At 71.4% G+C, this 24,858-nt stretch carries 21 protein-coding genes; 15 read left to right on the top strand and 6 right to left on the bottom strand.

Annotated features, from left to right (window positions below; genetic code table 11):
• Positions 1-131: 131 nt before the first annotated feature.
• The 6 genes from BDW27_RS24995 to BDW27_RS24970 all read left to right on the top strand — a co-directional run bounded on the left by BDW27_RS24995 (position 132) and on the right by BDW27_RS24970 (position 5,332).
• Positions 132-899: a hypothetical protein gene (locus BDW27_RS24995; RefSeq protein WP_110052048.1), complete on the top strand. Its 768-nt coding sequence runs from the start codon at positions 132-134 to the stop codon at positions 897-899.
• A complete protein-coding gene (locus BDW27_RS24990; RefSeq protein WP_017542151.1) occupies positions 896-1,645 on the top strand; it encodes a DUF5941 domain-containing protein in 750 nt (249 codons plus the stop codon). The genes BDW27_RS24995 and BDW27_RS24990 overlap by 4 nt, the downstream gene beginning before the upstream one ends.
• A gap of 33 nt (positions 1,646-1,678) precedes the next feature.
• On the top strand, positions 1,679-2,410 hold the full coding sequence (locus BDW27_RS24985; RefSeq protein ID WP_017542150.1) for a sugar phosphate nucleotidyltransferase: 732 nt from the start codon (positions 1,679-1,681) through the stop codon (positions 2,408-2,410).
• 5 nt (positions 2,411-2,415) lie between these two features.
• A complete protein-coding gene (locus BDW27_RS24980; protein WP_017542149.1) occupies positions 2,416-3,465 on the top strand; it encodes an iron-containing alcohol dehydrogenase family protein in 1,050 nt (349 codons plus the stop codon).
• Complete coding sequence (locus tag BDW27_RS24975) at positions 3,443-4,213, top strand: CDP-alcohol phosphatidyltransferase family protein (protein WP_017542148.1); 771 nt, start codon at positions 3,443-3,445, stop codon at positions 4,211-4,213. The genes BDW27_RS24980 and BDW27_RS24975 overlap by 23 nt, the downstream gene beginning before the upstream one ends.
• Before the next feature lie 288 nt (positions 4,214-4,501).
• Entirely contained in the window at positions 4,502-5,332 is an 831-nt protein-coding gene (locus BDW27_RS24970; protein WP_017542147.1) for a glycosyltransferase, read from the top strand.
• 271 nt (positions 5,333-5,603) lie between these two features.
• Here BDW27_RS24970 and BDW27_RS24965 read toward each other — a convergent pair whose 3' ends face one another.
• Positions 5,604-6,101, bottom strand: a complete 498-nt coding sequence (locus BDW27_RS24965; RefSeq protein WP_199560761.1) for a MarR family winged helix-turn-helix transcriptional regulator — start codon at positions 6,099-6,101, stop codon at positions 5,604-5,606.
• 168 nt (positions 6,102-6,269) lie between these two features.
• Between BDW27_RS24965 and BDW27_RS24960 the strand changes: the two genes are divergently transcribed.
• From BDW27_RS24960 to BDW27_RS24935, 6 genes are all read left to right on the top strand, one after another.
• Entirely contained in the window at positions 6,270-7,436 is a 1,167-nt protein-coding gene (locus BDW27_RS24960; protein ID WP_110052047.1) for a PP2C family protein-serine/threonine phosphatase, read from the top strand.
• Between the two features lie 94 nt (positions 7,437-7,530).
• Positions 7,531-8,409: an STAS domain-containing protein gene (locus BDW27_RS24955; protein ID WP_110052045.1), complete on the top strand. Its 879-nt coding sequence runs from the start codon at positions 7,531-7,533 to the stop codon at positions 8,407-8,409.
• A 20-nt stretch (positions 8,410-8,429) separates the two neighbouring features.
• The gene (locus BDW27_RS24950) at positions 8,430-8,843 is read left to right on the top strand and encodes an STAS domain-containing protein (RefSeq protein WP_110052043.1); all 414 of its coding nucleotides are present in this window, start codon (positions 8,430-8,432) and stop codon (positions 8,841-8,843) included.
• Entirely contained in the window at positions 8,840-9,277 is a 438-nt protein-coding gene (locus BDW27_RS24945; protein WP_233515919.1) for an anti-sigma regulatory factor, read from the top strand. The genes BDW27_RS24950 and BDW27_RS24945 overlap by 4 nt, the downstream gene beginning before the upstream one ends.
• Positions 9,274-10,320 (top strand): SpoIIE family protein phosphatase, encoded by a 1,047-nt coding sequence (locus BDW27_RS24940; RefSeq protein ID WP_110052042.1) that lies wholly within the window; start codon positions 9,274-9,276, stop codon positions 10,318-10,320. Before BDW27_RS24945 ends, BDW27_RS24940 begins: the two co-directional genes overlap by 4 nt.
• Positions 10,317-11,987, top strand: coding sequence for a PP2C family protein-serine/threonine phosphatase (locus BDW27_RS24935; protein ID WP_110052040.1), 1,671 nt, complete (start codon positions 10,317-10,319; stop codon positions 11,985-11,987). The genes BDW27_RS24940 and BDW27_RS24935 overlap by 4 nt, the downstream gene beginning before the upstream one ends.
• 50 nt (positions 11,988-12,037) lie before the next feature.
• On the opposite strand, the gene BDW27_RS24930 is transcribed toward BDW27_RS24935, so the two are convergent.
• The 4 genes from BDW27_RS24930 to BDW27_RS24915 all read right to left on the bottom strand — a co-directional run bounded on the left by BDW27_RS24930 (position 12,038) and on the right by BDW27_RS24915 (position 17,420).
• Positions 12,038-12,643 carry a malonic semialdehyde reductase gene (locus tag BDW27_RS24930; RefSeq protein WP_110052039.1) on the bottom strand — a complete coding sequence of 202 codons (606 nt, stop codon included), beginning with the start codon at positions 12,641-12,643 and terminating at the stop codon, positions 12,038-12,040.
• Positions 12,644-12,753: 110 nt separating this feature from the next.
• Positions 12,754-13,935 (bottom strand): glycosyltransferase family 4 protein, encoded by a 1,182-nt coding sequence (locus tag BDW27_RS24925; RefSeq protein ID WP_110052037.1) that lies wholly within the window; start codon positions 13,933-13,935, stop codon positions 12,754-12,756.
• 247 nt (positions 13,936-14,182) lie between these two features.
• The gene (locus tag BDW27_RS24920; RefSeq protein WP_017542141.1) at positions 14,183-15,553 is read right to left on the bottom strand and encodes a nucleotide sugar dehydrogenase; all 1,371 of its coding nucleotides are present in this window, start codon (positions 15,551-15,553) and stop codon (positions 14,183-14,185) included.
• Positions 15,554-15,665: 112 nt separating this feature from the next.
• Positions 15,666-17,420 carry a glycosyltransferase family 4 protein gene (locus BDW27_RS24915; protein ID WP_233515918.1) on the bottom strand — a complete coding sequence of 585 codons (1,755 nt, stop codon included), beginning with the start codon at positions 17,418-17,420 and terminating at the stop codon, positions 15,666-15,668.
• 239 nt (positions 17,421-17,659) lie between these two features.
• Here BDW27_RS24915 and wecB point away from each other — a divergent pair, with 239 nt between their 5' ends.
• The 3 genes from wecB to BDW27_RS24900 all read left to right on the top strand — a co-directional run bounded on the left by wecB (position 17,660) and on the right by BDW27_RS24900 (position 22,932).
• A complete protein-coding gene (gene wecB, locus BDW27_RS24910; RefSeq protein ID WP_110052034.1) occupies positions 17,660-18,769 on the top strand; it encodes a non-hydrolyzing UDP-N-acetylglucosamine 2-epimerase in 1,110 nt (369 codons plus the stop codon).
• A gap of 109 nt (positions 18,770-18,878) precedes the next feature.
• A complete protein-coding gene (locus tag BDW27_RS24905) occupies positions 18,879-20,624 on the top strand; it encodes a hypothetical protein (protein WP_110052032.1) in 1,746 nt (581 codons plus the stop codon).
• A 118-nt stretch (positions 20,625-20,742) separates the two neighbouring features.
• Positions 20,743-22,932 (top strand): glycosyltransferase, encoded by a 2,190-nt coding sequence (locus BDW27_RS24900; protein ID WP_110052031.1) that lies wholly within the window; start codon positions 20,743-20,745, stop codon positions 22,930-22,932.
• Positions 22,933-23,535: 603 nt separating this feature from the next.
• On the opposite strand, the gene BDW27_RS24895 is transcribed toward BDW27_RS24900, so the two are convergent.
• The gene (locus BDW27_RS24895; RefSeq protein WP_017542136.1) at positions 23,536-24,822 is read right to left on the bottom strand and encodes a HAMP domain-containing sensor histidine kinase; all 1,287 of its coding nucleotides are present in this window, start codon (positions 24,820-24,822) and stop codon (positions 23,536-23,538) included.
• Positions 24,823-24,858: the final 36 nt, after the last annotated feature.

The raw sequence follows: 24,858 nt of genomic DNA, 5'->3' as shown, positions 1-24,858 counted from the left end.
TGTCTGGAACTGTCCGTAAAGCCCTCAGGGGTTCGAAGAGCGGACGACGGCCCTCATACGCGTGTCAGTGGTTGATTGCACACAGAGCGTGAGTGACGGTGACTCTCAGTTGAAACTGGGAGGGCACGGACATGACTGGCACGTTGGCGCGGGTGACCGCGCGCATATTGGAGCGCAGGCACGTCACCCGTTCGGGGGTGACCCGGATCAGCCTCGTGGCGGCGGTCGGCGCGGCGGTCTGGTTCAGCCGGGCCGACCCTGTCGGCGCCGTGGCCGGGTCCGCCCTGCTCGGGCTGATCCTGTGCTGTGACGCCGTCCGCGACCGGATGCGCGCCCACCGGCGGGACGCACTCACCCTCTGGACGGTGTCCATGGTCGCCCAGCTTCGCGAGTACGCGGTCTACGTCGGCCTGGCGTTCGGGGCGGCCGCCGCCGGCTTCGCCAGCGCCTGGGGGTGGGCTGCCGGGGCGCTGATCGCCCTGGCCCTGCGTGACGCGCTTCTGGTGGCCCGCTCGGCCCCTCCGGCGCCCTCGAACCCGAAACCCCTCACCCTGCCCTCACAGCGTCGCCCTGAGGGCCTCCGGCTCCCCGAGCCCCGCGTGCCCCGGCCCCGGAAGCCCTCCGAGGTCGCCGGGGAGGCCGCGACCGAGACCGCCACCAGGTCCCGTCCGGTGGCGGACGGAGCCGAGCGCGCCGAGGCCCCCGGGGCCGCGGACCTCTCCCTGATCGGCCTGTCCCGCCTGGCGATGGCCTTCGACCAGCCCACCCGCTTCCTCGTCATCGCCGTCGCCACCGTCGCCTTCGACGCGCGGATCGCCTTCCTCAGCCTTGTCGTCGGCTGCGCCGTGGCGATCACCGGAGAGCTGGTCGGCACCTCCTCGCGGGAGTCCCGCCCATGAGCGCGCCGGAACCGGGTCCGGGAAGCGGCCGTACCCGGGGAACCGTGCGCGAGGGGTTCGGCCCGACCGTCCCCGACCTCCGCGTCCTCCGTGATGACAGTCACATGGGTCTGCTGCTGGGGAGGCTGGTGCCGGGCCTGGCCCCACCGCTGCTCACCACCGTCGCCGGTGCCGTCGTCGTCCTCGTGCTGATCGCGGCGGACGGGGGACGGCTGACAGGCATTACCCTGTTCGCACCGGTCGCTGCCCTGCTACTGTCCGGTCTGGCCTCGGGCCACCCCCACGACGGGCGGTACGACTGGCTCGTACCCCCGCTCCTGCGCGTCACCGAGTACAGCTACCTGACGGTGGTCGGGCTCGCGTCCGGTGTGCCCGGTCCCCTGGTGTTCGTACTCTTGGTGACGGTCGTCTGCCACCACCGTGACGACGTCGCACGTCCCGCGGTCGGTGTGAGCCGACCGGCGTGGGTGCGCAGCGCCGCGCTCGGCTGGGACGGCCGCATGATCGTCATCGCGGTCGGGGGCGCGTTGTCCGCCCTCACCGCCGCCTACGGCATACTCGCCGCATACCTGGCGATACTGCTCGTTCGCGAGGCCGTGCGCACCTGGAGCGCCACACCGGTGTCCGACGTCCGCGTCAACACCGCGAAGGAAGGCGGCGACGGCGCCGACGTCCTGGGGGATCACCCGATCACCCGCCAGGGAGACGGGGGCCAACCGGCCGCCGGAACGAACGGGGAGGCGTGAGAGCCTCCTCGAACTAAGGAGGAACACGCCCTCATGCTCGGAATGGTTCTCGCCGCAGGCGCGGGGCGCCGTCTGCGTCCCTACACCGACACCCTGCCCAAGGCCCTGGTTCCAGTCGACGGCGAGACGACCATCATGGACATCTCGCTGCGCAACCTGGCCGCCGCCGGGCTCACCGACGTCGTCGTCGTGGTCGGTTACCGTGCCGAGGCCGTGGAGGAGCGCAAGGCGGCGCTGGAGGAGCGCCACGGCGTCAAGCTCACCCTCAGCTACAACGACAAGGCCGAGGAGTGGAACAACGCCTACTCCCTGTGGACCGCGCGCGAGTTCTTCTCCGAGGGCGTCCTCCTCGTGAACGGTGACACCGTCCACCCCGTCAGTGTCGAGGAAACGCTACTCGCCGCCAGGGGGCCGGAACTGCTCCTCGCGGTGGACAACGTGAAAAACCTGGCCGACGAGGAGATGAAGGTGACCCTCGACGAGGACGGTCACCTCAGCACCATCACCAAGCTCATGGACCCCGCGACCGCCGCCGGTGAGTACATCGGCGCCACCCTCATCGAGGGTTCGCTGGCCCCGCGCCTGGCCGACGCCCTGAAGGCCACCTGGGAGCGCGACCCCCAGCTGTACTACGAGGACGGCTACCAGGAGCTCGTCCGCCGCGGCGAGAAGATCTCCGTGGCCCCCATCGGCAAGGTCGACTGGGTCGAGGTCGACAACCACGACGACCTGGCCAAGGCGAGGGAGATCGCGTGCCACTACTAGCCCGAATGCTCCCCTCCCCGCTGGCGATCGACGTTCGCCGGGGAGCCATCGCCTCGCTCGGGACGGTGCTGGCCGACCGCCGCATCGCCACCGAGGGACGCATCGCCGTCGCGGTGGGCCCGGGCCAGGGCGCGCAGATCGCCGCTGACCTGGACCTGCCGCAGTGCGAGGTCTTCCAGGTCGAGGAAGGCACCGTCGACGCCGCGACCGAACTGGGCAAGAAGCTGCGCTCCGGCGCCTACGAGGCTGTGGCCGGTATCGGTGGCGGCAAGACCATCGACGTCACCAAGTTCGCCGCGACCATGGCGGGCATCCCCATGGTGGCCGTGGCCACGAACCTGGCCCACGACGGCATCGCCTCCCCCGTCAGCTCCCTGGAGCACGAGGGCGGCAAGCCGTCGATCGGCGTCACCATGCCCATCGCCGTCGTCATCGACGTCGACTACGTCCAGGCGGCGCCCCCGCACCTGGTCCGGTCCGGCGTCGGCGACGTGGTCAGCAACATCTCGGCCATCGAGGACTGGGAACTGGCGGGGAGGGTGAACGGCGAGCCGGTCGACGGCATGGCGGTCACCTTCGCGCGTGTGGCGGCCGAGGCGGTCCTGCACCGCCCGGACTCCATCGACTCCGACGGGTTCCTCAAGGTGCTGGCCGAGGGGCTGGTGCTGTCCGGCATGGCCATGTCGGTCGCCGGGTCCAGCCGTCCGGCCAGTGGCGCCTGCCACGAGATCCTGCACGCCGTCACCCAGCTGTACCCGGGCACCAGCAACCACGGCGAGCTCGCCGGGCTGGGCGCGCTGTTCGCGTCCTACCTGCGAGTCAGGCACCTGGACTGGCCCCAGGCGCGGCTGGAGGAGATCAGGAACTGCCTCATCCGCCACCAGCTGCCGATCGTGCCCTCCGACGTCGGTCTCGACGAGGCGTCGTTCGCGCGCGCGGTGGCCCACGCCCCGGGCACCCGCCCGGGCCGGTTCACCATCCTTGAACACCTGAACCTCTCCGAGGACGAGATCGGGCGGAGTGTCGCGGACTATGTCGAAGCCGTCGGTCGCTGAGGTCCGCGCGGGCGGCCAGCCCGCGGGGATCAAGGAGCGCGTCAACGAGGAGCACTGGGCGGGTCGTCTCTACATGAGGGACATCTCCCCGTACCTGTCGACGTTCTTCGTGCGCCTGCGCGTGCCGCCGAACCCCATCACGTACCTGATGATGGTGTTCGGTGTGCTCGCCGGGGTGATCGTGGCCTTCGGCGGTCTGTGGTCGGCGATCCTCGCTGCGGTGTTCGTGCAGGTCTACCTCCTGTTGGACTGCTCCGACGGTGAGGTGGCCCGGTACACCGGACGCACCAGCGTCGCCGGGATCTACCTGGACCGCATCGGGCACTACGTGTCCGAGGTCGCCCTGCTCGTCGGCCTGGGCATCCGAGCCCAGGGAGAGTTCGAGGCGGGCGGCTGGGTGATCCTGGGCATGGCCGCCGCGCTCGGTGTCGTCCTCATCAAGGCCGAGACCGACAACGTGGTGGTGGCCAGGGCCAAGGCAGGGCTGCCGGAGAAGATCACCGAGGAGGCCATGCGGCCGAAGTCCTCGGGACTGAGCCTGGCCCGCCGACTCGCCTCGGCGCTGAAGGTGCACCGCCTGATCCAGGCGGTGGAACTGTCCCTGATCGTGGTGGTGGCGGCCGTGGCCGACCTCCTCCTCGGGGACCTGCTGGCCACCCGTGTACTGGTCGTGGCCTGTGCCGCCGTCGCGGTGCTGATGAGTTTCGCGCACTTCGTGAGCGTGCTCGCCTCCCGGCGCCTGGAGTAGCGCCGCGCCTACGCGTGACGTCATTGACGGAGCCGCGGACGTTACCCCGTCCGTGGCTCCGTACACGTCGCTTTTATTCTTTCGTTAGTCTGTTCCTGCGAACGTTGACATGTGTCCACCTGTCAGCCGCACGTCGTCCACTGAACGGTCGCAACCATGGCCACACCCGTGATCCCTCCATCTCAAGGCTCCGGAGCGCCGACGGCGCACGACAACCGTGCGCCCAGAGCCGAACGGAGCAGCTCCGAGGTGCCAGGAAAGCCCACACTGTCCTGCGTCCTGCTCACCATGGGCAACCGTCCGGCCGAGCTGCGGCGTGCGATCACCAGCGTGTTCGAGCAGCAGGGTGCCGACGTCGAGGTGGTCGTCGTCGGCAACGGCGCGGACCTGCCCGAGCTGCCCGAGGGCGTCACCACGGTGCGCCTCCCGGAGAACGTGGGCATCCCCGCCGGTCGTAACGAGGGCGTGCGGGCGACCAGCGGCGACGTCATCCTGTTCCTGGACGACGACGGCTGGTACCGGTCGATGGACCTGGCCCGGCACGTGCGCGACCGCTTCGCCGCCGACCCCACTCTGGGTGCGCTGTCCTTCCGGATCGCCGACCCGGACGGTGGACCCGACCAGCGCCGTCACGTGCCTCGGCTGCGCGTGGGGGACTCCCGCCAGTCGAGTGTGGTCACCACGTTCCTCGGCGGGGCCAGCGCCGTGCGCCGCACCGCCTTCGACGAGGGCGGGGGCCTGCCGGGCGAGTTCTTCTACGCCCACGAGGAGACCGACCTCGCCTGGCGGATCATGGACGCCGGTTACACGATCGAGTACGACGCCGAGGCCGTGATGTACCACCCGGCGGTGGCACCGACCCGGCACGAGAACTTCTACCGGCTCAACGCCCGCAACCGGGTGTGGCTGGCCCGCCGCAACCTGCCGTGGCCCCTGGCCTTCGCCTACCTGGGCACCTGGGTGGGGCTGACCCTCCTGCGCGAGCGGAACGGCGCCGCCCTGAAGTCGTGGTTCTCCGGTTTCCGCGAGGGATGGCGCGAGGACGCGGGCCCACGCACGCCGATCAGCTGGCGGACCGCCTGGCGGATGACCCGGGCCGGTCGGCCCCCGGTCATCTGACGGACCACCGACCCGCCGCGCGCGGGGCGGCCCGCCGATCGGGCGGGAGACGGACGAAGACAGGCTCGGGGGCGTCGGCGCCGACGGTGCGCGCCCCGTGGATCGCTCCCCAGGAGCCGGACCGACGCTTTCGGACCGGCTCCTGGGGAGCGTTCGTGTGCGGGGCCCGGTCTGCCCGGCTCCCCTGGAACCGACCAGACTGTTGCTTCTTGACAATAGTTGACGATGTGGGCATTGTTCTCGAGTGGGAGGGGTACCGGGCGGCGGCGGTTCACGCCGTGCGGAATCCCAGCCGCTCGTGTTCGGCCTCTCCGGTGTCACCGTCGACACGGTTCGCCGCCTCCTGGAAGGCGGCGAGGCCCTCCAGCAGCATCGCCCGTTTCCTCGGGGGCATACGGGCGATCACGGCGTGGAGCTCGCGCTCCCGCCGGGCGCGGAGGTCCCGCATGAAGGAGCGCCCGCTCTCGGTCAGCCAGACCCTCAGCTCGCGACGGCTGCTGGGACTGGAGGTCCTGTGTACGAAGCCGACCGCCTCCAGGCGGTCACACAGTCTGCTGACAGACGGAGGGGTGGAGCCCAGACGATCGGTGACGGTCCGCAGGTTCACACCGTCCTCGTCATCGAGGATGAACAGGACCTTGAGCTGGGACGCTGAGACCGGTGCTGTCGCGAGCTCGCGTCCCCGGCCCCACAACACCTCCATCAGCTCGGTCGCCTCGGAGGCGACGCGGGCGGCGTCATGTGCCTTCTCCTGCGATTCAGCGCTCACTTTCCAGCCTCACCACATCGCGGTTGTGAGTGGGACCCGCGCCTTGGACGGCGGCCGGGTATCTCCAAGACCATAACGGAACGCCCGGTTCCGCGCCCGCCGCCCGTGCCCTCCGGAGAGCCGGAGGGGACGTCTGCTCCCCCTGACAGAAAACACAGGTTGACGAATTTGAACGGTTACGAGGCAGTCGCACGGGCCCTCCAACAGGCCAGGCCCGACGGTCTGCTGACCGCGTTGCGCGGAGCTGTGACCGAGTACTTCGAGGCGCTGGCGGTGGACCTGCTGCTGGCCGACTACGGGATGACGTCCCTGTGCCACGTCACCGAGCCGGGGGAGGAGCCGAGCCACCACTCCCTGTTCAACAGCACGGACGGGAGGGTGTTCGGTTCCCAGGAGCGGCTGGTCGAGGGGTTCCCGGGCGCCGGACGCTCGGTGGTGCGCCTGCCGGTGAGCGTACGCGGCGACCGGACGGGCGTGCTCGTGGTCGAACTGCCCGTCGTCGAGCCGGACCCGCGCGTGCTCGGGGACCTGGAGCGGATCGCGCGGGCCCTGGGCCACGAACTGCTCGTCGCCGAACGGGACACGGACCTCTACCGGACGGTCCGGCGCCGCGACCGGCTCACCCTGGCCGCCGAGATCCAGTGGGACCTCCTGGCCGGGCGCGCCTACGAGTGCCCGGAGTACGGGCTGGGGGCCCAGCTGGAGCCGGCCTACGCCATCCGCGGCGACAACTTCGACTGGTCCGCCGGGGGCGACCACCTCGTCCTCAGCGTCACCAACGGCATGGGCGAGGGCATCGAGGCGTCGCTGCTCACCAGCCTGGCGGTGAACGCGCTGCGCAACGCCCGCAGGGCGGGCATCCCGCTCGCGGACCAGGTCGCCCTCGCTGACCAGGCGGTCTACGCCCAGCACCAAGGCGGGCTCTACCTCGACGTCCTGTTGCTCTCCTTCGACCAGACCACCGGTGAGGTCGAGGTGGTGGACGCCGGGTCACCCCGCCTGTACCTCCTGAGGGACGACGCGGTGGCGCACTTCCCCTTCGAGGCGCAGATGCCGCTGGGGATGGCGGAGGACACCGTCTACACGACGCAGCGCTTCACCGTCCAGCCGGGGGACCGGCTGGTCTTCGTCAGCGACGGCGTGTTCGAGGCCTCCGGCCCCGGCGCCGACACCTTCGGGCAGCGCGCGCTCGCGCGCTCGATCCTCGCGACCCGCCTGCTGCCCGCCGCCTCGGTCCCCCAGGAGATCCTGCGCAACCTGAGCGGCTACCGGCACGGGGAGCGGAGCGAGGACGACGCGCTGGTCGTGTGCCTTGACTGGCGGGGCAAGGTGTGAGTCCCCACAGGGGGAACCACAGTAGGGAACCGCCCCGGGCCGGACATTCTGGTAGACAGTTGTCGGGCGACAAGCGAGCAACGATGGGAACCACATGACCGAAGACCCCACCGCAGGGAACGCGCCACGGACCGTGGCTCGGATCCTGAGGGAGAGAAACGAGCAGATCGCCCAGCGCTGGGCCGACCTGCCGCTCTTCCAGGCGGTCTTCACCGTCACCCGGGACGAGGCGGTGGAGGCCTGCCACGCCGTACTGGAGTCCCTGGCCCAGGTGGCGGAGAGCGGGCGCGTGAGCGACATCGAGGCCCCGGGGTTCGGAACGATCCGGCAGCAGTTGGCCTCGATGAGCGCCTCCCGCACCCGCTCGGGTCTGTCCATCGGGCAGATCGACCGCGAGGTCGGGGCCCTCGGCACCGCCCCGGTGGAGATCCTGGAGCGTGAGTCCGGTGACGCGGGCGGCGGCGATGTGCTCCGGGCCCGGTTGCTGTGGACCGAACTCCTGTCCACCCTGCGGGTCGTCGTCGTCGAGACGACGCTCCACGAGAACCGTGAGATCGTGGACCGCCAGCGCCAGCAGCTGATGGAGATGGCCACGCCGGTCATCAAGCTCTGGGACCGGCTGGTGGCCGTGCCGTTGATCGGCATGCTCGACAGCGCACGCAGTCAGGTGGTGATGGAGAACCTCCTGGAGGCCATCGTCGAGCACAACGCGACCATGGCGATCCTCGACATCACCGGGGTGCCCACGGTCGACTCTCTCGTCGCCCAGCACCTGATGAAGACGGTCGCCTCCGCGCGCCTCATGGGCGCCGACTGCGTCATCTCCGGCATCCGGCCCGCGATCGCGCAGACCATGGTCCAGCTCGGACTCGACCTCGGCCCGGTCACCACCCGAGCCACCCTCGCCGACGCGCTGGAACTCGCGTTGGAGAGGCAGAACGCGAAGGCCCAGGGGCTCACCCCCCGCGACTGACTCACCGATCGGACCCGCCTGTGCAGCCTGGAGCATCCCCCGTCCCCGTCCTGGACCTGGGTGGCATCCTGCTCGTCAGTATCCAGGGAGAACTCCCCGACCACGCGGCCGTCGACCTACGGACGGACGTGACCCTCGCCCTGTCCTCCACGGGGGCCCGCGGCGTGATCATCGACATCAGCGGACTCGACATGGTCGACTCCTTCCTCGCCAGGGTCCTGGCGGAGCTGGCCGCCAGTGCCCGGCTCCTGGCGGCCCAGGCGGTGGTGGTGGGCATGCGCCCGAGCGTCGCCATCACCCTGGTCGAACTCGGACTCACACTTCCGGGGCTCGACACCGCCCGGACGCTCTCCGAAGCGGCGTCCCGCTTCGGAGTGGAGATCCGGGACACCGGGCGGCCAGCCGCCAGGGACACCGACCGGGACCAGACGTGAGCACCAACGAGCGCACCGACCTGAGCCTGCCGGTCCGCAACGACGCCGACCTCATGTCGGTGCGCCAGCGCGTGCGCGGCCTGGCCCAGGACCTCGGGTTCGGGCTGGTCCAGCAGACCAAGCTGGTGACCGCCGCCAGCGAGCTGGCCCGCAACACCCTCGTCCACGGCGGAGGCGGGCACGTCACCGTGGAGGCCGTCACCGACGGCAACGGCGGGGCCGGGGTCACCCTGGTCTTCACCGACCAGGGCCCCGGCATCGCCGACGTCGACCGCGCGCTGGACGACGGCTACTCCACGGCCGGCGGGCTCGGTATGGGGCTGAGCGGTTCCAAACGGCTCGTCGACGACTTCTCCGTACGGACCGCGCCCGGGGAGGGCACCGCCGTCACCATCACCCTGTGGTCGGGACCCCGAACCCACGGACTCCGATGACCAGGGTCTGGGACGTGTCGGTCAGCGACTCCACACTGGTCCGCCGGGCCCGGGAAGCGGCTGAGGAAGCCGCGGAGGCCGCGGGGCTGGACCGGGTCCGTGCCGGTGACGCGGCCCTGGTGGCGACGGAACTGGCCACCAACGCGGTCAAGTACGCGGGTGGGGGCAGGATCGTCGCCGAGGTCGCCCGCGACCCGTGGGGCAACGCCAGGGCCCTCCAGATCCTCGCGCTGGACCACGGGCCCGGCATGCGCGACGTGGACCGGGCCATGACCGACGGCTTCACCACGGGAAGCTCCCTCGGCACCGGTCTGGGGGCCTGCGTCCGGGCCTGCGACCACTTCGACGTGGACAGCGTGCTCGGCCAGGGGACCCTCGCCCTGGCCCGCCTGGCTCCGACCGGTTCCCGCGGACCCTTCGCCGCGCCCGCCGTCACCGGGGGCCTGCACTTGTCGTTGGGCGGTGCGCCCGAGTCGGGTGACGGGCTCGCGTTCCGCAGCGCCTCGGGGCACCGGACCGTCATGCTGGCGGACGGCCTCGGACACGGTCCGGAAGCGGCCGCGGCCAGCGACGCCGCCGCTCGCACGGTGCGGAGCAGGGCGGGCGGGAGGCCCGAGGACCTGCTGCGACTCCTGCACACGGAGCTGCGGTCCACCCGTGGGGCGGCCCTGGTGGTGGTCGACATCGACGAGTCCGCGCACCGGCTCACCTTCTGCGGCGTGGGCAACATCGGCGCCCGGCTGTACAGCGGCGGAAGATGGGAGACACTCCTCTCCCGGCCCGGCATCGTCGGAGCCTTCGGGCTGCGCACCCCGGCGCCGGTCCGCCGGGAGTGGCACCCCGGCGACGTCCTGGTGCTGTGTACCGACGGGCTGCCCAGCCGGTGGTCCCCGGACGGGATCGAACACCTGGCGGACAGGGACGCCGCGCTGGTCGCCGGGCGGGTGTTCCGGGACGCCGGCAGTGCCGCCCGCCCCCTGCGGGACGACACGGCGGTCGCCGTCGTCCTGCACACCGGACGCTTCGACGGGGAGAGGGAATGAGGCACCTCCTGCTGAACGAGCGAGTCCAGTCGCCAGTGGACGTGGCGCTGGCCCGTGCCCGCGTCGGACACGTGCTCCGCTCGGGTGAGCGCACCACCGACGCGGACGCGGAGTTCCTGTCCGCCACCACCGAGCGCGCCCTGGACGGAGTCGAGTCCGGCAGCGCGGTGCTGATGCGGCTGGAGGCGTCGGACGACCTCCGCGAGTTGCGGGCGAGCGTGCTCGAGGACGGCGGGGAACCGGACGGGGCCTGGTCCCGTTCCCTGGTCCTGGACGGCCCCCTCCCGAGCGCGGCGCTGGAGGCGCTCGCCTCGGAGGTCGAACTGCTGGCCGCCCAGCAGCTGGCCGACGACCGGCAGCGGAGGAGGCTGGCCGGGCTGGCCGCGGAGCGGGCCCGGGAACTCGCCTCCCACCAGCGGGAGCTGGAGGAGACCAACCTGGGCGTGCTGGCCCTGCACGCGGAACTCGCGCAGGCCAGTGACGAACAGCGGCGACTGCTCCGGGCGGAGCGGGCCGCCCGGGACGAGGCCGAGACCGCGCGCAACCGGCTGACCCTCCTCTCCACCGCGAGCGCCCAACTCATGGCCACTCTCCAGCGTTCGGAGATCCGCGGACGCCTGGAGAAGCTGCTCATCCCCTCGTACGCGAGCGCGGTCGACCTGTGGGTGGTCGAGGACGGCTCACTGGTCCCCATGGACGACTCCGGGGGGCGAAAGCCCCCGGAGACGGCCGTCCGAGCGGTGGCGGAACGACGCCCGGTGCACGACGAGGCCTCGCGCGGGGGCGTGGCCGGCACCGCCTTCCCGCTCCTCCTGGCCTCCCGTTCGCTGGGTGCGATGATCCTGCACCGTGCGGCGGGGGCCGCCGACGACGACCTCATGCTCGGGGAGCTGGCGCGGCGGGCCGCCACGGCCATGGACAACGCCCAGCGCTTCGAGCATGAGCGCGACACCGCGGCTGCCCTCCAACGAGCCATGCTGACCCGTCTGCCCCAGGTCCCGGGCCTGGAGCTGACCGCGCGCTACCTGCCGGCCGAGGACGGCATGAACGTGGGAGGCGACTGGTACGACGTCTTCCCCCTGGAGGACGGCGAGTACATCGGCGTGGTCGGCGACGTCACCGGGCACGGCATCCACGCGGCGGTCACCATGGGCCAGCTGAGGACCGCCCTGCGCGCCTACGCCGTGGACGAGCACAGCCCGGCGGCGCTCCTAGGGCTCCTGCACCGTTTGCTCGACCGGTTGGAACCGGACCTGTTCGCCACGGCGGTCATCGTCCGCTTCCGTCCGGGCGACCCCGAGGTGACCCTGGCGTCGGCGGGGCACCCGCCTCCGCTGCTGCGCATGGCGCCGGGGGAGGCGGCCCCGGTCGAACCGGTCTCCGGTGGGATGCTGGGCCTGCCGATCGACCTCACCTACACGGACAACCGCGTGGGAATCCCGCCGGGCGGCGCCCTGCTGCTGTACACCGACGGTCTGGTCGAGCGCCGGGGCGAGCCCATCGACGCCGGGATCGCCCGGCTGACCGCGAGTTTCGGCGACGCCGCCCAGCGGTCCCGAGGGCCCGAGGAGTCCGCGGACCAGCTGCTGGCCTCGGCGCTTCGCGGGCACGCCTACGACGACGACGTCTGCATGCTGGTGCTCGGGCCGGTGCCGCACCCGGCATGACGAAGGGTCGGGGCGCCGTGTGGGCACCCCGCCCCTCGCTCGCGGTGGGATCAGATCTCGGTGACGGCCGCTTCGTAGTCCAGGCGGGGGAGGCGGTCGAACCAGGCGTCCGGGCCGGGGCGGCCGATGTTCATCACGACCACCGGGGTCTGGGTGGAGTCCGTGCCGAAGAGCTCCTCGCGCAGGCCCTCGGCGTCGAAACCGGTCATGGGGCCGGCGGCCAGACCGGCGGCGCGCACGCCGACGATCAGGTAGGCGACCTGGAGGAAGGCGTTCCGCAGGGCCATGTCCTCGCGGGCCTCGACCGGCATGCCGGAGAAGTTCTCGCGGGCGTCCGGCAGGACGGGGAAGGTCGTGGGGAAGTGCTCGTGGAAGGAGCTGTCCGCCGACAGCACCAGGGCCAGCGGGGCCTTGGCGGTCTTGGGCGCGTTGTTCCCGCCCATGTGCTTGACGAGGCGCTCGCGGGCCTCGGGGGAGCGGACCGCCGTCACGCGGAGCGGCTGGTTGTTCATCGCCGTGGGGCCGAACTTGACCAGGTCGTAGATGGAGCGCAGTTGCTCGTCGGTCACCGGTTCGTCGGTGAAGGAGTTGGCGGTGCGGGCGCTGCGGAACAACAGGTCCTGCGCGTCCTTGGACAGGACGAGGGCGTCACTCATAGGGAAACCTCAGCTGTGCTTTTGCGGTTCATGGCGTGCCGCTGGGGGCCGACAACCGAGCACAACATGGTTTCCCGGGAAGTTATTTCAGCAGAGAACTGTCGGTGAGGTCACTCTCTCACTCGCGCAGGGCGACGGCCGACGGGGCGGCGGCTGCTGGGCCGGGGCGTACGCGGACGCGGTATGGAGGGCCTCGGTCCGTTCGCCTCGGCGACCCACTCCTCCAGCTGCTTCACGAACAGGCGCGCCTGCACCGGCCAGTGGAACGAGGTCCGTGCGATCCGGTGCCCTGTGCGGGCGTACTCCTCGCGCTGCGCCTGGTCGTCCCTGAGTTCGAGCACGGCGCGGGCGGCGGCGGCCGGGTCCTGGAACGGCACGATGACGCCCGCCGCGCCCTCCGGCCGTTCGGTCACCAGGGCCTGGGCCATCGGGTTCGGCGAGGTGACCACCGGGAGTCCGTGAGCCATGTACTCCACGACCTTGGTGGGCAGGGAGTGCCGGTAGTTGTCGGTGTCGTGCAGCAGGCTGATCCCGGCCAGGGCTCCCGCCGCCATGCGCAGGGCCCGGTCGTTGGGCACGAAGCCGTACCAGTGCAGGGCGTTCTCCTGGTGGGCGTCGCGCAGAAGCGGCCGGATCTCGTGGTCGGCGCCGCCGATGACCTCCAGGCGCACCCCGTGGTCGCGCAGCTGGCGGCCCATCTCGATCAGGTCGTGGGCGCCCCGGGCCCTGGAGAGCTGGCCCAGGTACACGACACGGTCGTCACCGGGCGGGCGGAGCGGGGTGTCGGGAACCTCGGTGGTGTTGGGGACCACGGGATGCGCGCCCTGGAAGCGGGGGCGGTACCCCTCCTCGGCCAGCAGCAGGCGCATCCTCCGCTCCGCGCGCCGCTCGAACCTGCGCACCACGGAGCCGAGCGGCTTGCGGAGCCGTTCGGGGATCCAGGCCTTGGTGAGCAGCGCGGCGGGCGTGTCCTCGTGGACGTCCCACACCGTCACGGGGCGTCTGGTCGGAAGGGCCAGCAGCAGTTCGGGGTCGTGGAAGAGGAGGAGGTCGGCCTCAGGGGCCAGCCGTGCCAGCGCGGTCCGGGCGGCCCTCAGCGAGGACAGCCGGTCCCGGCCCGAGGCGCGGGGGACGTCCACGGAACGCACCTGGTCCCAGGGCGTCACCCCGCACTCCCGGAACGGCGCCACGTACGTCACGGTGTGTCCGGCGTCGACGAGGGCGCGGATCTGTCGGTGCAGGATCCGGGCGTCCTCGGGGTGGTGCACAATCGTGGCCACAAGCGCGTGCATCGGGTTCACCTACTTATGTCACCGTTTGTACGACTCGTCCGTATTCGATGATCCGCCCCGAGGGTGCGGAATCAGCTGAACGACACGGTATTCACCAGCGGAAACACGCCGAGGAAAGCTGAGTGGACGCGTGGGGTGATTCCGGTGAACCCTTCGTTGGGTCACCGTGAACGCACGAAGGCACGCCGTTGAACGCGCGGTGGCGTCCGAAGCGGCGTGCCTCGGTGGTACCGGATCTAGCGGCTGGTCAGAGGATCTGGACCCCCTCGCGCTGCACGTGGCGGCGCGCCTGCGAGGGAACGTCGGCCACGGCGTCGGCCTCCGGGTCCGAGCGGCGCAGGACACCGCGGGTGTCCAGCAGAAGCCGGGCGAACTCGGTGAGCAGCTTGGGCCGGTAGTCGGCGTGGTCGGTGAGCAGGATGGTCAGGTCGGCCTCGGCCATCGCCCGCTCCAGGTCGGTGGAGCGCGGCACGTCCGTCCCGTCCACGTCCCAGGAGTCCACGTGCGGGTCGTGGTAGGTCAGCGTGGCGCCCTTCGCGGCCAGCTTGCGGGCCACCGGGCGCGCGGGCGACTCACGCTGGTCGGCGATGTCGGCCTTGTAGGTGACACCCAGCAGCAGGACCTTGGATCTGGAGAGCGCCAGCCCGGACTCGTTGAGCAGCTCCTGTGCGCGCTGTGCCACGTAGCCGGGCATCCGGCCGTTGATCTCCTGGGCCAGCTCGACGAACCGGAACGGGTAGCCGAGCGTCTTGACCTTGTAGGAGAGGTAGTTCGGGTCGATGGGGATGCAGTGACCGCCCACGCCCGGGCCCGGGTAGAACGCCTGGAAGCCGAACGGCTTGGTGGCGGCCGCCGCGATCGAGTCCCACAGGTCGATGCCGAGCTCCTGGCAGAAGACGGCCATCTCGTTCACCAACGCGATGTTCACGTGTCGGTAGGTGTTCTCCAGCAGCTTGGCCATCTCGGCCTCCCGGGTGCCGCGCGCCCGCACCACGGTGTTCACGAAGTTCTCGTAGAACGTGGCGGCCGCCTCGCCGCACTCCTCCGTGAGCCCGCCGACCACCTTCGGAGTGTTGGCCACGCCGAAGGTCGGGTTGCCCGGGTCGATGCGCTCGGGCGAGAAGGCCAGGTGGAAGTCGGCGCCGGCGACCAGGCCGGACTCCTCCAGCAGCGGCCGGACGACCTCCTCGGTGGTGCCCGGGTAGGTGGTCGACTCCAGGATCACCAGGGTGCCCGGTGACAGGTGCCCGGCGATGGCCCTGGCGGCCGAGGTGACCGCGCCCAGGTCCGGTCCGCCCTCCGGGGAGAGCGGCGTGGGAACGCAGATGACGATGGTGCGCGCCGTCGCGAGGCACGCCGGGTCGGTGGTCGCGCTGAACCCGTGGGACAGCATCGAGGCGACGTCGTCCGTCGACAGGTCGTCGATGTGCGACTCGGACTTGTTGAGACCGTCGACCACTCGCGTGCTGACGTCGAATCCGGTCACCCTCAGTCCCGCTGAGACGGCTTCCGCCGCCAGCGGTAGACCGACGTAACCGAGGCCGAGGACGACGAGGTCGCTGGCCGAACCGGAGCTCTGCTCGGGGACAGTGGCTGGGTTGGAGGCTGCGGCATCCACTTCGCGGTCACACTCGCATTCATTTCGTGAACGGGCGCAAATAGTCGAGGACTGCCATGGGTCCACCATTCGGAGTGCAGGACGTCCGAGTGTAGGTAGACGTTGTCCTCGGTTACGGGTTCTGTCCTGGTTCGGACATTTTTCGAATAAGAACCCGATACGCCTGGCTGTAGCGGTATGCGGCCTCGGTCCACGTTCGGTTGGCTCCGACACGCTCCTGACCAGCTTGACCGTAGGACGTCCGCTTTTGATGACTGTAGGCGAGATTTGTGAGGACATCAGCTAGACGTGCCGATTCGCCCGCCGGAATTAACTCGCCGGACACCCCCGGTTCCACGATCTCTCGCAGCGCCGGAAGGTCACTCGCGACAACAGGAAGCCCACCAGCCATGGCTTCCACCGGCTTCAACGGTGTCACCAAGCGGCACACGCGTTCATCAAGTCGTGGCACGGCGAAGACGTCCAGCGCGGCGTGGTGGTGGCGGACCCGGTCGGCCGGGACCCGCCCGGGGAAGTGCGCCGCACCGTCCAGCCCCAGCCGCTGGGCGCGGTCACGCAGCGTGGCCAGCTCCGGGCCGTCCCCGACCACCAGGGCGTGGGCGCGCTCCCCTCGTTCCCGCATGGCCGCCACCGCGTCCAAGAGCACGTCCAGGCCCTCGTAGCCGAAGCAGCTCGTGGTGGTGCCCACCACGAACTCCTCCGGTCCGATCCCCAGCTCCTTGCGGACCTCGTCCCCCGAGGGCAGCGGATCGAGGAACGACTCGTCCACCGCGTTGGGGACCACCAGCAGCCGCTCCCGGGGCACGCCGCGCGCCTCGATGTCGGCGCGCATGGTCTCCCCGAGCGTCACCACCAGGTCCGCGGCGAGCATGCACTCGGTCTCGCTGGCGCGTTCGGCCTGGTAGAAGGCATCGTCCACGCTACGGGAGGGATCCCGGGACAGCCAGGACTCCTCCAGGAACCCCCGCACCTCGTAGACCACCGGCAGCCCGAACCGGCGGCCCAGTTCCAGGGCCAGCCGCGCGTTGTGGTGGTTGCTGGCCGCGTGCAGCACATCCGGACGCACGGTCCGCACCAGCTCCGACGCCATCCGCAGCCCCGCCGCCAGCTCGTCGGCGTGGTCGCCGGGCGCCGTCCACGGAAGGAGCCGGTGGTAGGGGATCCCGTCCACCCGCACCAGTGTGCGCGGGTCCGGGACCCCCTTGGTCAGCGGATACCCGGCACGGGTGGCCACGTGGACGTCCATCCCGGCGTCCCGCTGCGCCACCGCGATCCGGTGCGTGCGCTGGGTGTAGCCCGCGTTGGTGTGCGGAAGCGCGTTGGTGACCAGGTGCAGCACCCGCACCCCCGCCCCGGGCCGCCCCGGGTCCACGGCCACGCGCCAGCCTCCGCCGTCATCCGAGCCGGTGGCCGGTCGCTGAGCGTTCACCGTGTCGTCAGGCCGCGTTGGCGCACCGCGGGTTAACGTGAACCCGTGACGGTCAGGCGAAACGGACGGGGACGCGGGGACGGCACGTCCCGTGGCCAGTGCCGTCCGATACTCCGCCGAGGTCCTGTGCGGCCCCGGAGGAATACGTTCGACCAGCTCACGGGCGGTGTCGGCGTCTCCGGCGGCGAGAGCCGCCAAGACCAGGCGCCCCACCCTGCGGGGAGGGGAGTTCGTCGCGGCGGACAGCAGGACCTCGCGTGCTTCCTCGCGCCGTCCCTGGTCCCACAGGGAGTAGGCGCGCGGCAGCGCGCCCGAACGGGCGGACACGGCACGCGCCGAGGTCCGCACGGGGCCGGGCATCAGCCGCAGCGCCAGCAGCGGCAGGCGGGCCGGATCGGAACGCAGGTGGTGCCAGGCCAGGGTCGCGGTGAAGGTCACCGCCCTCGGCCAGAGGACGCGCGAACGCGGAACACGGGGTTCGGGATTCTGGGAGTCATGCACGGTCAGTCACACAACCACGTGGACGTGGCCGGATGGTGACAACACGGCGACACGGACGGGACGGCTGGGGCAAAGAACTCCGTCACCCGGACCGCGCGCGCCGCGAACCGCCCGGCCGGGACCCCGGCCCACACCAGCACAGCAGTCACCCCCACCAGAAGCAGAAGGAAACAGCCGTGGCAACGAGTGCGCCTCTTGGCAGCCAGGACACCGGGATCGTGCACGTGGTCGGGGCCCGCCCCAACTTCGTGAAGGCCGCTCCGGTCGTCTCCGCCCTGCGCGGGCGGGGCGCGCACCAGACGGTCCTGCACACCGGTCAGCACTACGACGACCGCATGTCCGCCGTCTTCTTCCGAGACCTCGGCCTGCCCACCCCGGACGTCGACCTCGGTGTCGGCTCCGGTTCGCACGCAGCGCAGACCGCCGCGCTCATGGTCGGCCTGGAACGCGAGTTCACCGCGAACACGCCCGGGATGGTCGTGGTCTACGGCGACGTGAACTCCACCGTGGCCGCCGCCCTGGTCGCCGCCAAGCTCGGCGTCCCCGTCGCGCACGTCGAGGCTGGCCTGCGCTCCTTCGACAACACCATGCCCGAGGAGATCAACCGGAGGGTCACCGACCAGCTCAGCGACCTCCTCTTCGCGACCAGCCCCGAGGCGATCGGCCACCTGGCCACCGAGGGGGTCTCCCCGGACCGCGTCCACCTCGTCGGGAACCCGATGATCGACACGCTCCTGGGCAACATCGACCGCTTCGACGCCGAGGCCCTGCGCGACCGCCTCGACCTGCCCCAGCGGTACGTGGCCGCCACCCTGCACCGGCCCGCCAACGTCGACGACCCCGCCAACGTCGCCCTGCTCACCGAGCGCCTGCACGAGATCGCCGACCTCACCGACGTGGTCATGCCGGTGCACCCGCGCGGCAAGGCCGCCTTCGACCGCGCCGGGCTGGGCGACCACCCGCGCGTGCGCCTGCTCGAACCGCTCGGCTACCTCGACTTCGTCGCGCTCACCCGGGGCGCCGCCGCAGTGGTCACCGACTCCGGCGGGGTCCAGGAGGAGACGACGATCCTCGGCGTGCCCTGCCTGACCCTGCGCCCCAACACCGAACGCCCGATCACCATCACCCACGGCACCAACCAGCTGGTCACCGAGGCCGATCTCCTCCAGGCACTGGGCAAGGTCCTGGACGGCCGGGCCGTGGAGCGGATCGGCGACGTGCCGCCGCTGTGGGACGGTCACGCGGGCGAACGCATCGCCTCCGTCCTCACCCAGTGGTCACGGTGACCGGCCGTGTTCCCCATCCGCGCGGGCGCCCCCCGGCACCCGGACCGCACCACGGACACCCCGGTGTCCCGACCCGAGGTTTCCCGAACCGAGCACAAGGTGGCAGACCGTGAAACGGCGTGAACAGAGCCAGACCGAACAGCTTCGGCAAGCCCTGGCCGAGCGCGAGGCCCAGCTCCAGGAGGCGCAGGCCCGCCTGGCCTCGCTCGAGGGATCGACCTCCCTCCAGGTGGGCCGCGCGCTCACCGCCGCCGCCAAACGCCCCGGCCGCTCCCTGGTCAGGCTCCCGCGCGACCTCTACCGGCTGTGGCGACGCAGCGGCAGCACCAACCACGCCGAACGCCGCGGCGTCGAGCCCGTCCGCTCCTTCGACGCCGACCGGCAGGAGGCCCGCCTCCTCACCGGGCTGAGCGGCGGCCGCGAGGACCTGCTGGTGGTCGCCACCGTCCTCGGCCCGGCCGTGCAGAAGGCGGTCGACCCCTACCTGCGTTCGGTGCCGCTGCGCCCGCACGACGCCCAGATCGTCATGGACGCCGTCGACGTCGACCTGCTCCTGGTGTCCACCTCGGCGGCCGCTCCCGGGTCTCCCTGGGCTCACGTGGGTGACCCCGCGGCCGTCGACCGCACCCGTGCCCTGCACTGGGTGCTGGAGTCCGCGGCCGCGCGCGGCATCCCCACGGTCCTGCTCGACGACGCCCCGTCTCCGCCCGCCCTGCGCCAGCTCGGCTTCGACCGCGTGCACAAGGGTGACGCCGGTGTGCCGTTGCACCTGTTCAACCCCGTGGCCGCCGAACTCGTCTCCGGCCCCGAGGCGGTCTTCGTCCGCACCTCCCCGGACCAGCCGGTCCCCGACGTCCTGGTGGACCTCGGCGTGGGCGTGGTGGACGCCGACTCGCCCGAACTGCCCGACGCCCTGCGCGCCGCCAACGTCGCCGTGATCCCCGAGTCCGGCCACGGCGACCTGCGTCTGCGCCGCCGCGCGTGGGCCTGCGGCACCCGGGTGGTCTCCCACCCGGCCGTGCCCGTTCCCGACGCCGAGGACCTCGCTGTCACCGTGCCCCGACTGCGCGCGGAACCGCCCACACCCCGTGAGGTGCGGGCCATGCTCCGCCAGGTGTTCCTCGACGAGGCGGCGCCCGTCCGGCTGGTCTCCCTTCTGGAGGGCCTCGACTTCCCGTCGGGCACCCCCGGCACCGAACTCCCGCTGAGCGGCCGCGGGGTCGCGGTCCTGGCCGACCCGGCCTCCGAACCTGAGGCCGACCGCCTCGCCGACGACCTCCTCGGCTCCCGTCTGCGCCCAGCCGAGGTGGTCGTCCCCGACACCGCCGCGCGGATGCCCGGTGTCCAGCGCCTGCGGGCCGAGGGCCTGACGGTGCGCGCGGTCCGCACCACCGCCCCCGACACTCCCGAGGAACTCACCCGCGAGGGCACCCGGTCCCAGGTCGGCGGGTTCGAACCGGAGCACTGGGCGGCCCTGGCCGAACGCGCGGCCTCACCGTGGGCGCACCTGTGGACCGCCCCGGTCGGCCGTCACCGCCTGGCCGACCTCGCCTGTGCCGCCGAGTGCTCGGGCGCCGACGCGGTCGGCACCCCCGACACCGGCGACCAGAAGACCCCGGGCCTGGGGGAACGGGGCTTCTTCGACCGTGACACCGGTGGCAGACAATACGTGTTCGTCACCTCGGTCACCCCGGAACTGGCCCGGACCGATCTGCTGCGCCGGGGCTGGCTCCCGGCGGAGTGGAACCGGCGCGGTACCCGGCTCCTGGCCCTCGGACCGGACCACGGGCCCGGCACCGACGGCGACAACGAGGGACCGACCCACGCCGACGCCTCGACGGGTGCGGTCGGTTGACCACCGCCACGCCCGAGTCGCCCCCGACGGGCGCGCGCGGCGCGGTAGTACGCAACACTCGGGCCACCCATCAGCATCCGAAGGGAAGAACGTGAGCACAGCTCCTCCGCGCGCACTCTTGTACGGGGACGTGGACCTGAACATCATCGACGGCTCGGCGATCTGGGCGCAGTCGATGGCGCAGGCCCTGGCGGCGGCGGGTTGCGAGGTCACCCTGCTGCTCAAGGCCCAGGTCCGCACCGACCGGCTCACCGCGCCGCTCACCGCGAACCCCGGCGTCCACCTGGTCCGTCCGTACGAGGACCGACTGCTGTCCGACCTCGGCCCGCGCGGTCTCACGCCCGAGCAGGCCGTGGAGATCATGGGCGGTCTGCACTCGCGCAGGCCCTTCGACCTGGTCGTCGTCCGGGGCCGCCGACTCGCCGGGCTGGCCGCCCAGGAGGAGAGCCTGGCCGGGAGGCTGTGGACCTACCTCACGGACTTCCCGCACAGCGTCGGCGAACTGTCCGCGACCGCCACCGCCGAGCTCACCGACATCGCGCTGGCCTCACGGTTCGTGCTCTGCCAGACCGAGGAGCTGCGGGCCTTCCTGGAGTCCACGGTCCCCGCCGCCTGCGGCCGGTCCGTGCTGTTCCCGCCCGTCGCGGTGGTGCCCGAGGGGATCGCCGCCGAGGGCCAGACGCACGCGCGCACCCGCCTGGCCTACACCGGCAAGTTCGCGCCCCGCTGGAACACCCTGGAGATGACCGGGCTGCCCGAGGAGCTGGCCCGGCTCGGGGTGGACGCCGAACTGGTGATGATCGGCGACAAGATCCACGCCGAGCCCGCCGACTGGGCCAAGCGCATGCGCAGGGCCCTGGAGAGCACCCCGCACGTGGACTGGCGAGGCGGCATGGCCAGGGCCGACGCCCTCAGCCAGTCCGCCGAGTGCGACTTCGGCCTGTCCTGGCGCGACCCGGACATGGACTCCAGCCTGGAGCTGTCCACCAAGGTGCTGGAACTCGGCGCGCTCGGCCTGCCGGTGGTCCTCAACCGCACCCCCATGCACGAGGCCCTGCTCGGCGCCGACTATCCGCTGTTCGCCGGCGAGGACACCGCCTCGGTGGCAGCGGTGGTCGCCCGTGCCTACCACGACCGCGCCGTGTACACCGAGGCCGCCGAACGCTGCCGCAGGGCCGCCGCGAACCACACCCTGGAACGCGCCGCCGAGCGCCTGCGCGGATACCTGGCCGAGGCCATTCCCGCGGCTCCCGAGGGCACCGACCCCGAGCGCCCGCTCAAGGTGGTCATCGCCGGGCACGACCTCAAATTCTTCACCCGCCTGGCCGAGTACCTGGACTCACTGCCCGGCCTGGACGTACGCATCGACGAGTGGGAGGGGCTGAGCACCCACGACCAGTACCGGTCCCGGGAGCTCGCCTCCTGGGCCGACGTGGTCATCTGCGAGTGGTGCGGGCCCAACGCGCTCTTCTACGCCAAGTGGAAGCGCCCCGACCAGCGGCTGATCGTGCGCCTGCACCGCTTCGAGCTGTACGCGGAGTGGCCGCGCCGCCTGGACATCGCCAAGGTCGACGCGGTCGTCTGCGTGAGCCCGCACTACGCCGACCTCACCCGCGAGCTCACCGGCTGGCCCGCCGAGAAGGTCGTGGTGCTGCCCAACTGGGTGGACGACCGCCAGCTGGACCGCCCGAAGCTCGCCGGGGCCGAGTTCTCGCTCGGCATGATCGGGATCGCACCGTCCCGCAAGCGCCTGGACCGGGGGCTGGACGTGCTCTCCGAGCTGCGCCGGATGGACCCGCGCTACACGCTGTCGGTCAAGACCAAGCAGCCGTGGGAGTACTGGTGGATCTGGAACCGGCCGGAGGAGCGCTCCTACTTCGAGCGGGTGTACCGGCGCATCCAGCGTGACGAGAACCTGGCCTCCGGGGTGGTCTTCGACGGCTTCGGGCCGGACGTGGCCACCTGGCTGCGCCGGGTGGGGTTCGTGCTCTCCACCAGCGACGACGAGTCCTTCCACCTGGCCCCCGCCGAGTGCGCGGCCTCCGGTGGGGTCCCGGCGCTCCTCGCGTGGCCGGGTTCGGACACCATCTACGACCCGCACTGGATCCACGACGACGCGGTGGCCATGGCCGAGTCCATCCACACGACCGTCTCCGAGGGCCGGTTCGTCGACGAGAGCGAGCGGGCCCGTGCGGAGGTGACCGCCGTCTACGCACTGGAGCGGGTCCGGGGGATGTGGAGCGATCTGGTGGTCCGGGGCGAGACGCCCGCCGCCCAGGGGTCCACCGCCCACGCCAGCGCCAACTAGGCCCCCGCATCGATGTGTGCAGTTCGCACTTCGCCGTGAGCCCGGGGCTGGGCGAGCGGGCGTGGCTCCTCAGCCATGGCCGGGGAGCCAACGGCCCGGCTCAGCCACGGGCGTGAGTCCCGCCCTGAACCTTCGGCACAAGGGGGGTGCCTTCGTTCGGGTGCCGCCAGGGTTCTGCAAGAGGAGTCGAGCCGCCAGTGAGGGACGAACCAGGCGTGGTTGAGGATGAGGAATCCCTGGCTTTCTGGGCGCCTGAACACGCATCGAAGCGGAGCGGAGGTGCAAAGAGACACACGTTCGGGCGCTGCCAGGGTTCTGCAAGAGGAGTCGAGCCGCCAGTGAGGGACGAGCCAGGCGTGGTTGAGGATGAGGAATCCCTGGCTTTCTGGGCGCCTGAACACGCATCGAAGCGGAGCGGAGGTGCAAGGAGACACACGTTCGGGTGCCGCCAGGGTTCTGCAAGACGAGTCGAGCCGCCAGTGAGGGACGAGCCAGGCGTGGATGAGGATGAAGAATCCCTGGCTACTTGGGCGCCCGAACACGCACCGAAGCGAAGCGGAGGTGCAAAGAGACACAGCGAAGCGGCGGCCCAAAGAAGCACGATCAGACGGGCCCCGTCATCTTCGACAGCCCCCCCGCCCCGGCGGGCAGGAACAGCGCGAAGGTGGTCGGTCTTGTCTGCACCAGTTCCACCCTCGCGCCCTCGGACTCGGCGATGTGGCGGGCCAGGGCGAGTCCGAGACCGGTGCCGCCGCCTCCGCTGACCTCGCGTTCGAAGATCCGCCCGGACAGGTGCTCGGGAACGCCCTCACCCTCGTCGCTGACCTCTATGCGCACGGACTGACCGGTGTCGAGGCGGCGGATGGTCACCGTCCCCGCACCGTGCTTGTAGGCGTTCTCCACCAGGGTCGCCAGGATCTGGGCGAGGTCGGTGGGGACGGTCATGGCGGTCAGCCCGGGGTCCCCGGTGACGAGGAGCCGGCGCTTCTCCTGTTGGAAGACGGGCGACCACTCGGCTTGGAGGTGGTTGAGGACCGGGTCGAGCTCCACCGGTTCAACCTCGGGGTTCTGGCTCTTGCGGGCGCGGCCGAGCAGGCTCTCGACGGTCTCCACGAGCCGTTCGGTCTGGGCGAGGGCGGCCTCGCCCTCCTCCCTGACCACCTCCGCGTTGCCGGACTCGGCGATGATCTCCTCCAACCGCATGGTGAGCGCGGTCAGCGGTGTGCGGAGCTGGTGTGAGGCGTCGGTGGCGAAGTGGCGCTCGGTGGCGATGAGCCCGGCGATGCGTTCGGCGCTGCGGTCCAGCACCTCGGCGACGCGGTCGGCCTCCGGGATGCCGTAGCGGTGCCCCCACGGCGTGGTGACCCCGGAGCCGAGACGTTCGGCGGTGGCGGCGAGGTCGACCAGCGGCAGAGTGAGGCGGCGGGCCTGGAACATGGAAAGTCCCACGGCGACCCCGATGGCCAGCAGGGACAGTGAGGCGATCCCCAACCAGGCGCGGACCACGCTCTCCTGCACGTCCTCGCCGTCGCTCCACACTTCGACCCTGGTGTCGCGGCCGGTGGTGACGGTGGCCCTGAGCAGGCGCGGTGAGTCCACGGCCTCGGGGTTCAACGCGGGATCGCCCGCTGTCACGGCGGTCGGTTCGCCCGCGGGCGTGATGCGGACGAACCTGTTCGGGTGTTCCCGATCGAACTCCGCCAGGTCCAGCTCGCCGTGGAGCTCCAACATGTTGTCGCTCTCGGCGCCGATCAGTTCGGCCTCGCCCTCAAGCTGCCGACTGGCCTCGTCGTGCACCAGTTTGTAGGTGAGCGCACCCAGGGGCAGCCCGAGCAGCATGACGGCGATGACGGTCACCACCAGGGTGGAGAAAACCATCCGCCTGCGCATGTCACCTCACGTCCGTCCGACCCCCTGGGCGGTCGA

Source organism: Nocardiopsis sp. L17-MgMaSL7 (assembly GCF_003182025.1).
Lineage (GTDB): Bacteria > Actinomycetota > Actinomycetes > Streptosporangiales > Streptosporangiaceae > Nocardiopsis > Nocardiopsis prasina.
Note: the sequence above shows the minus strand (reverse complement) of the source record. Positions and strands in the feature narration are given on the sequence as shown.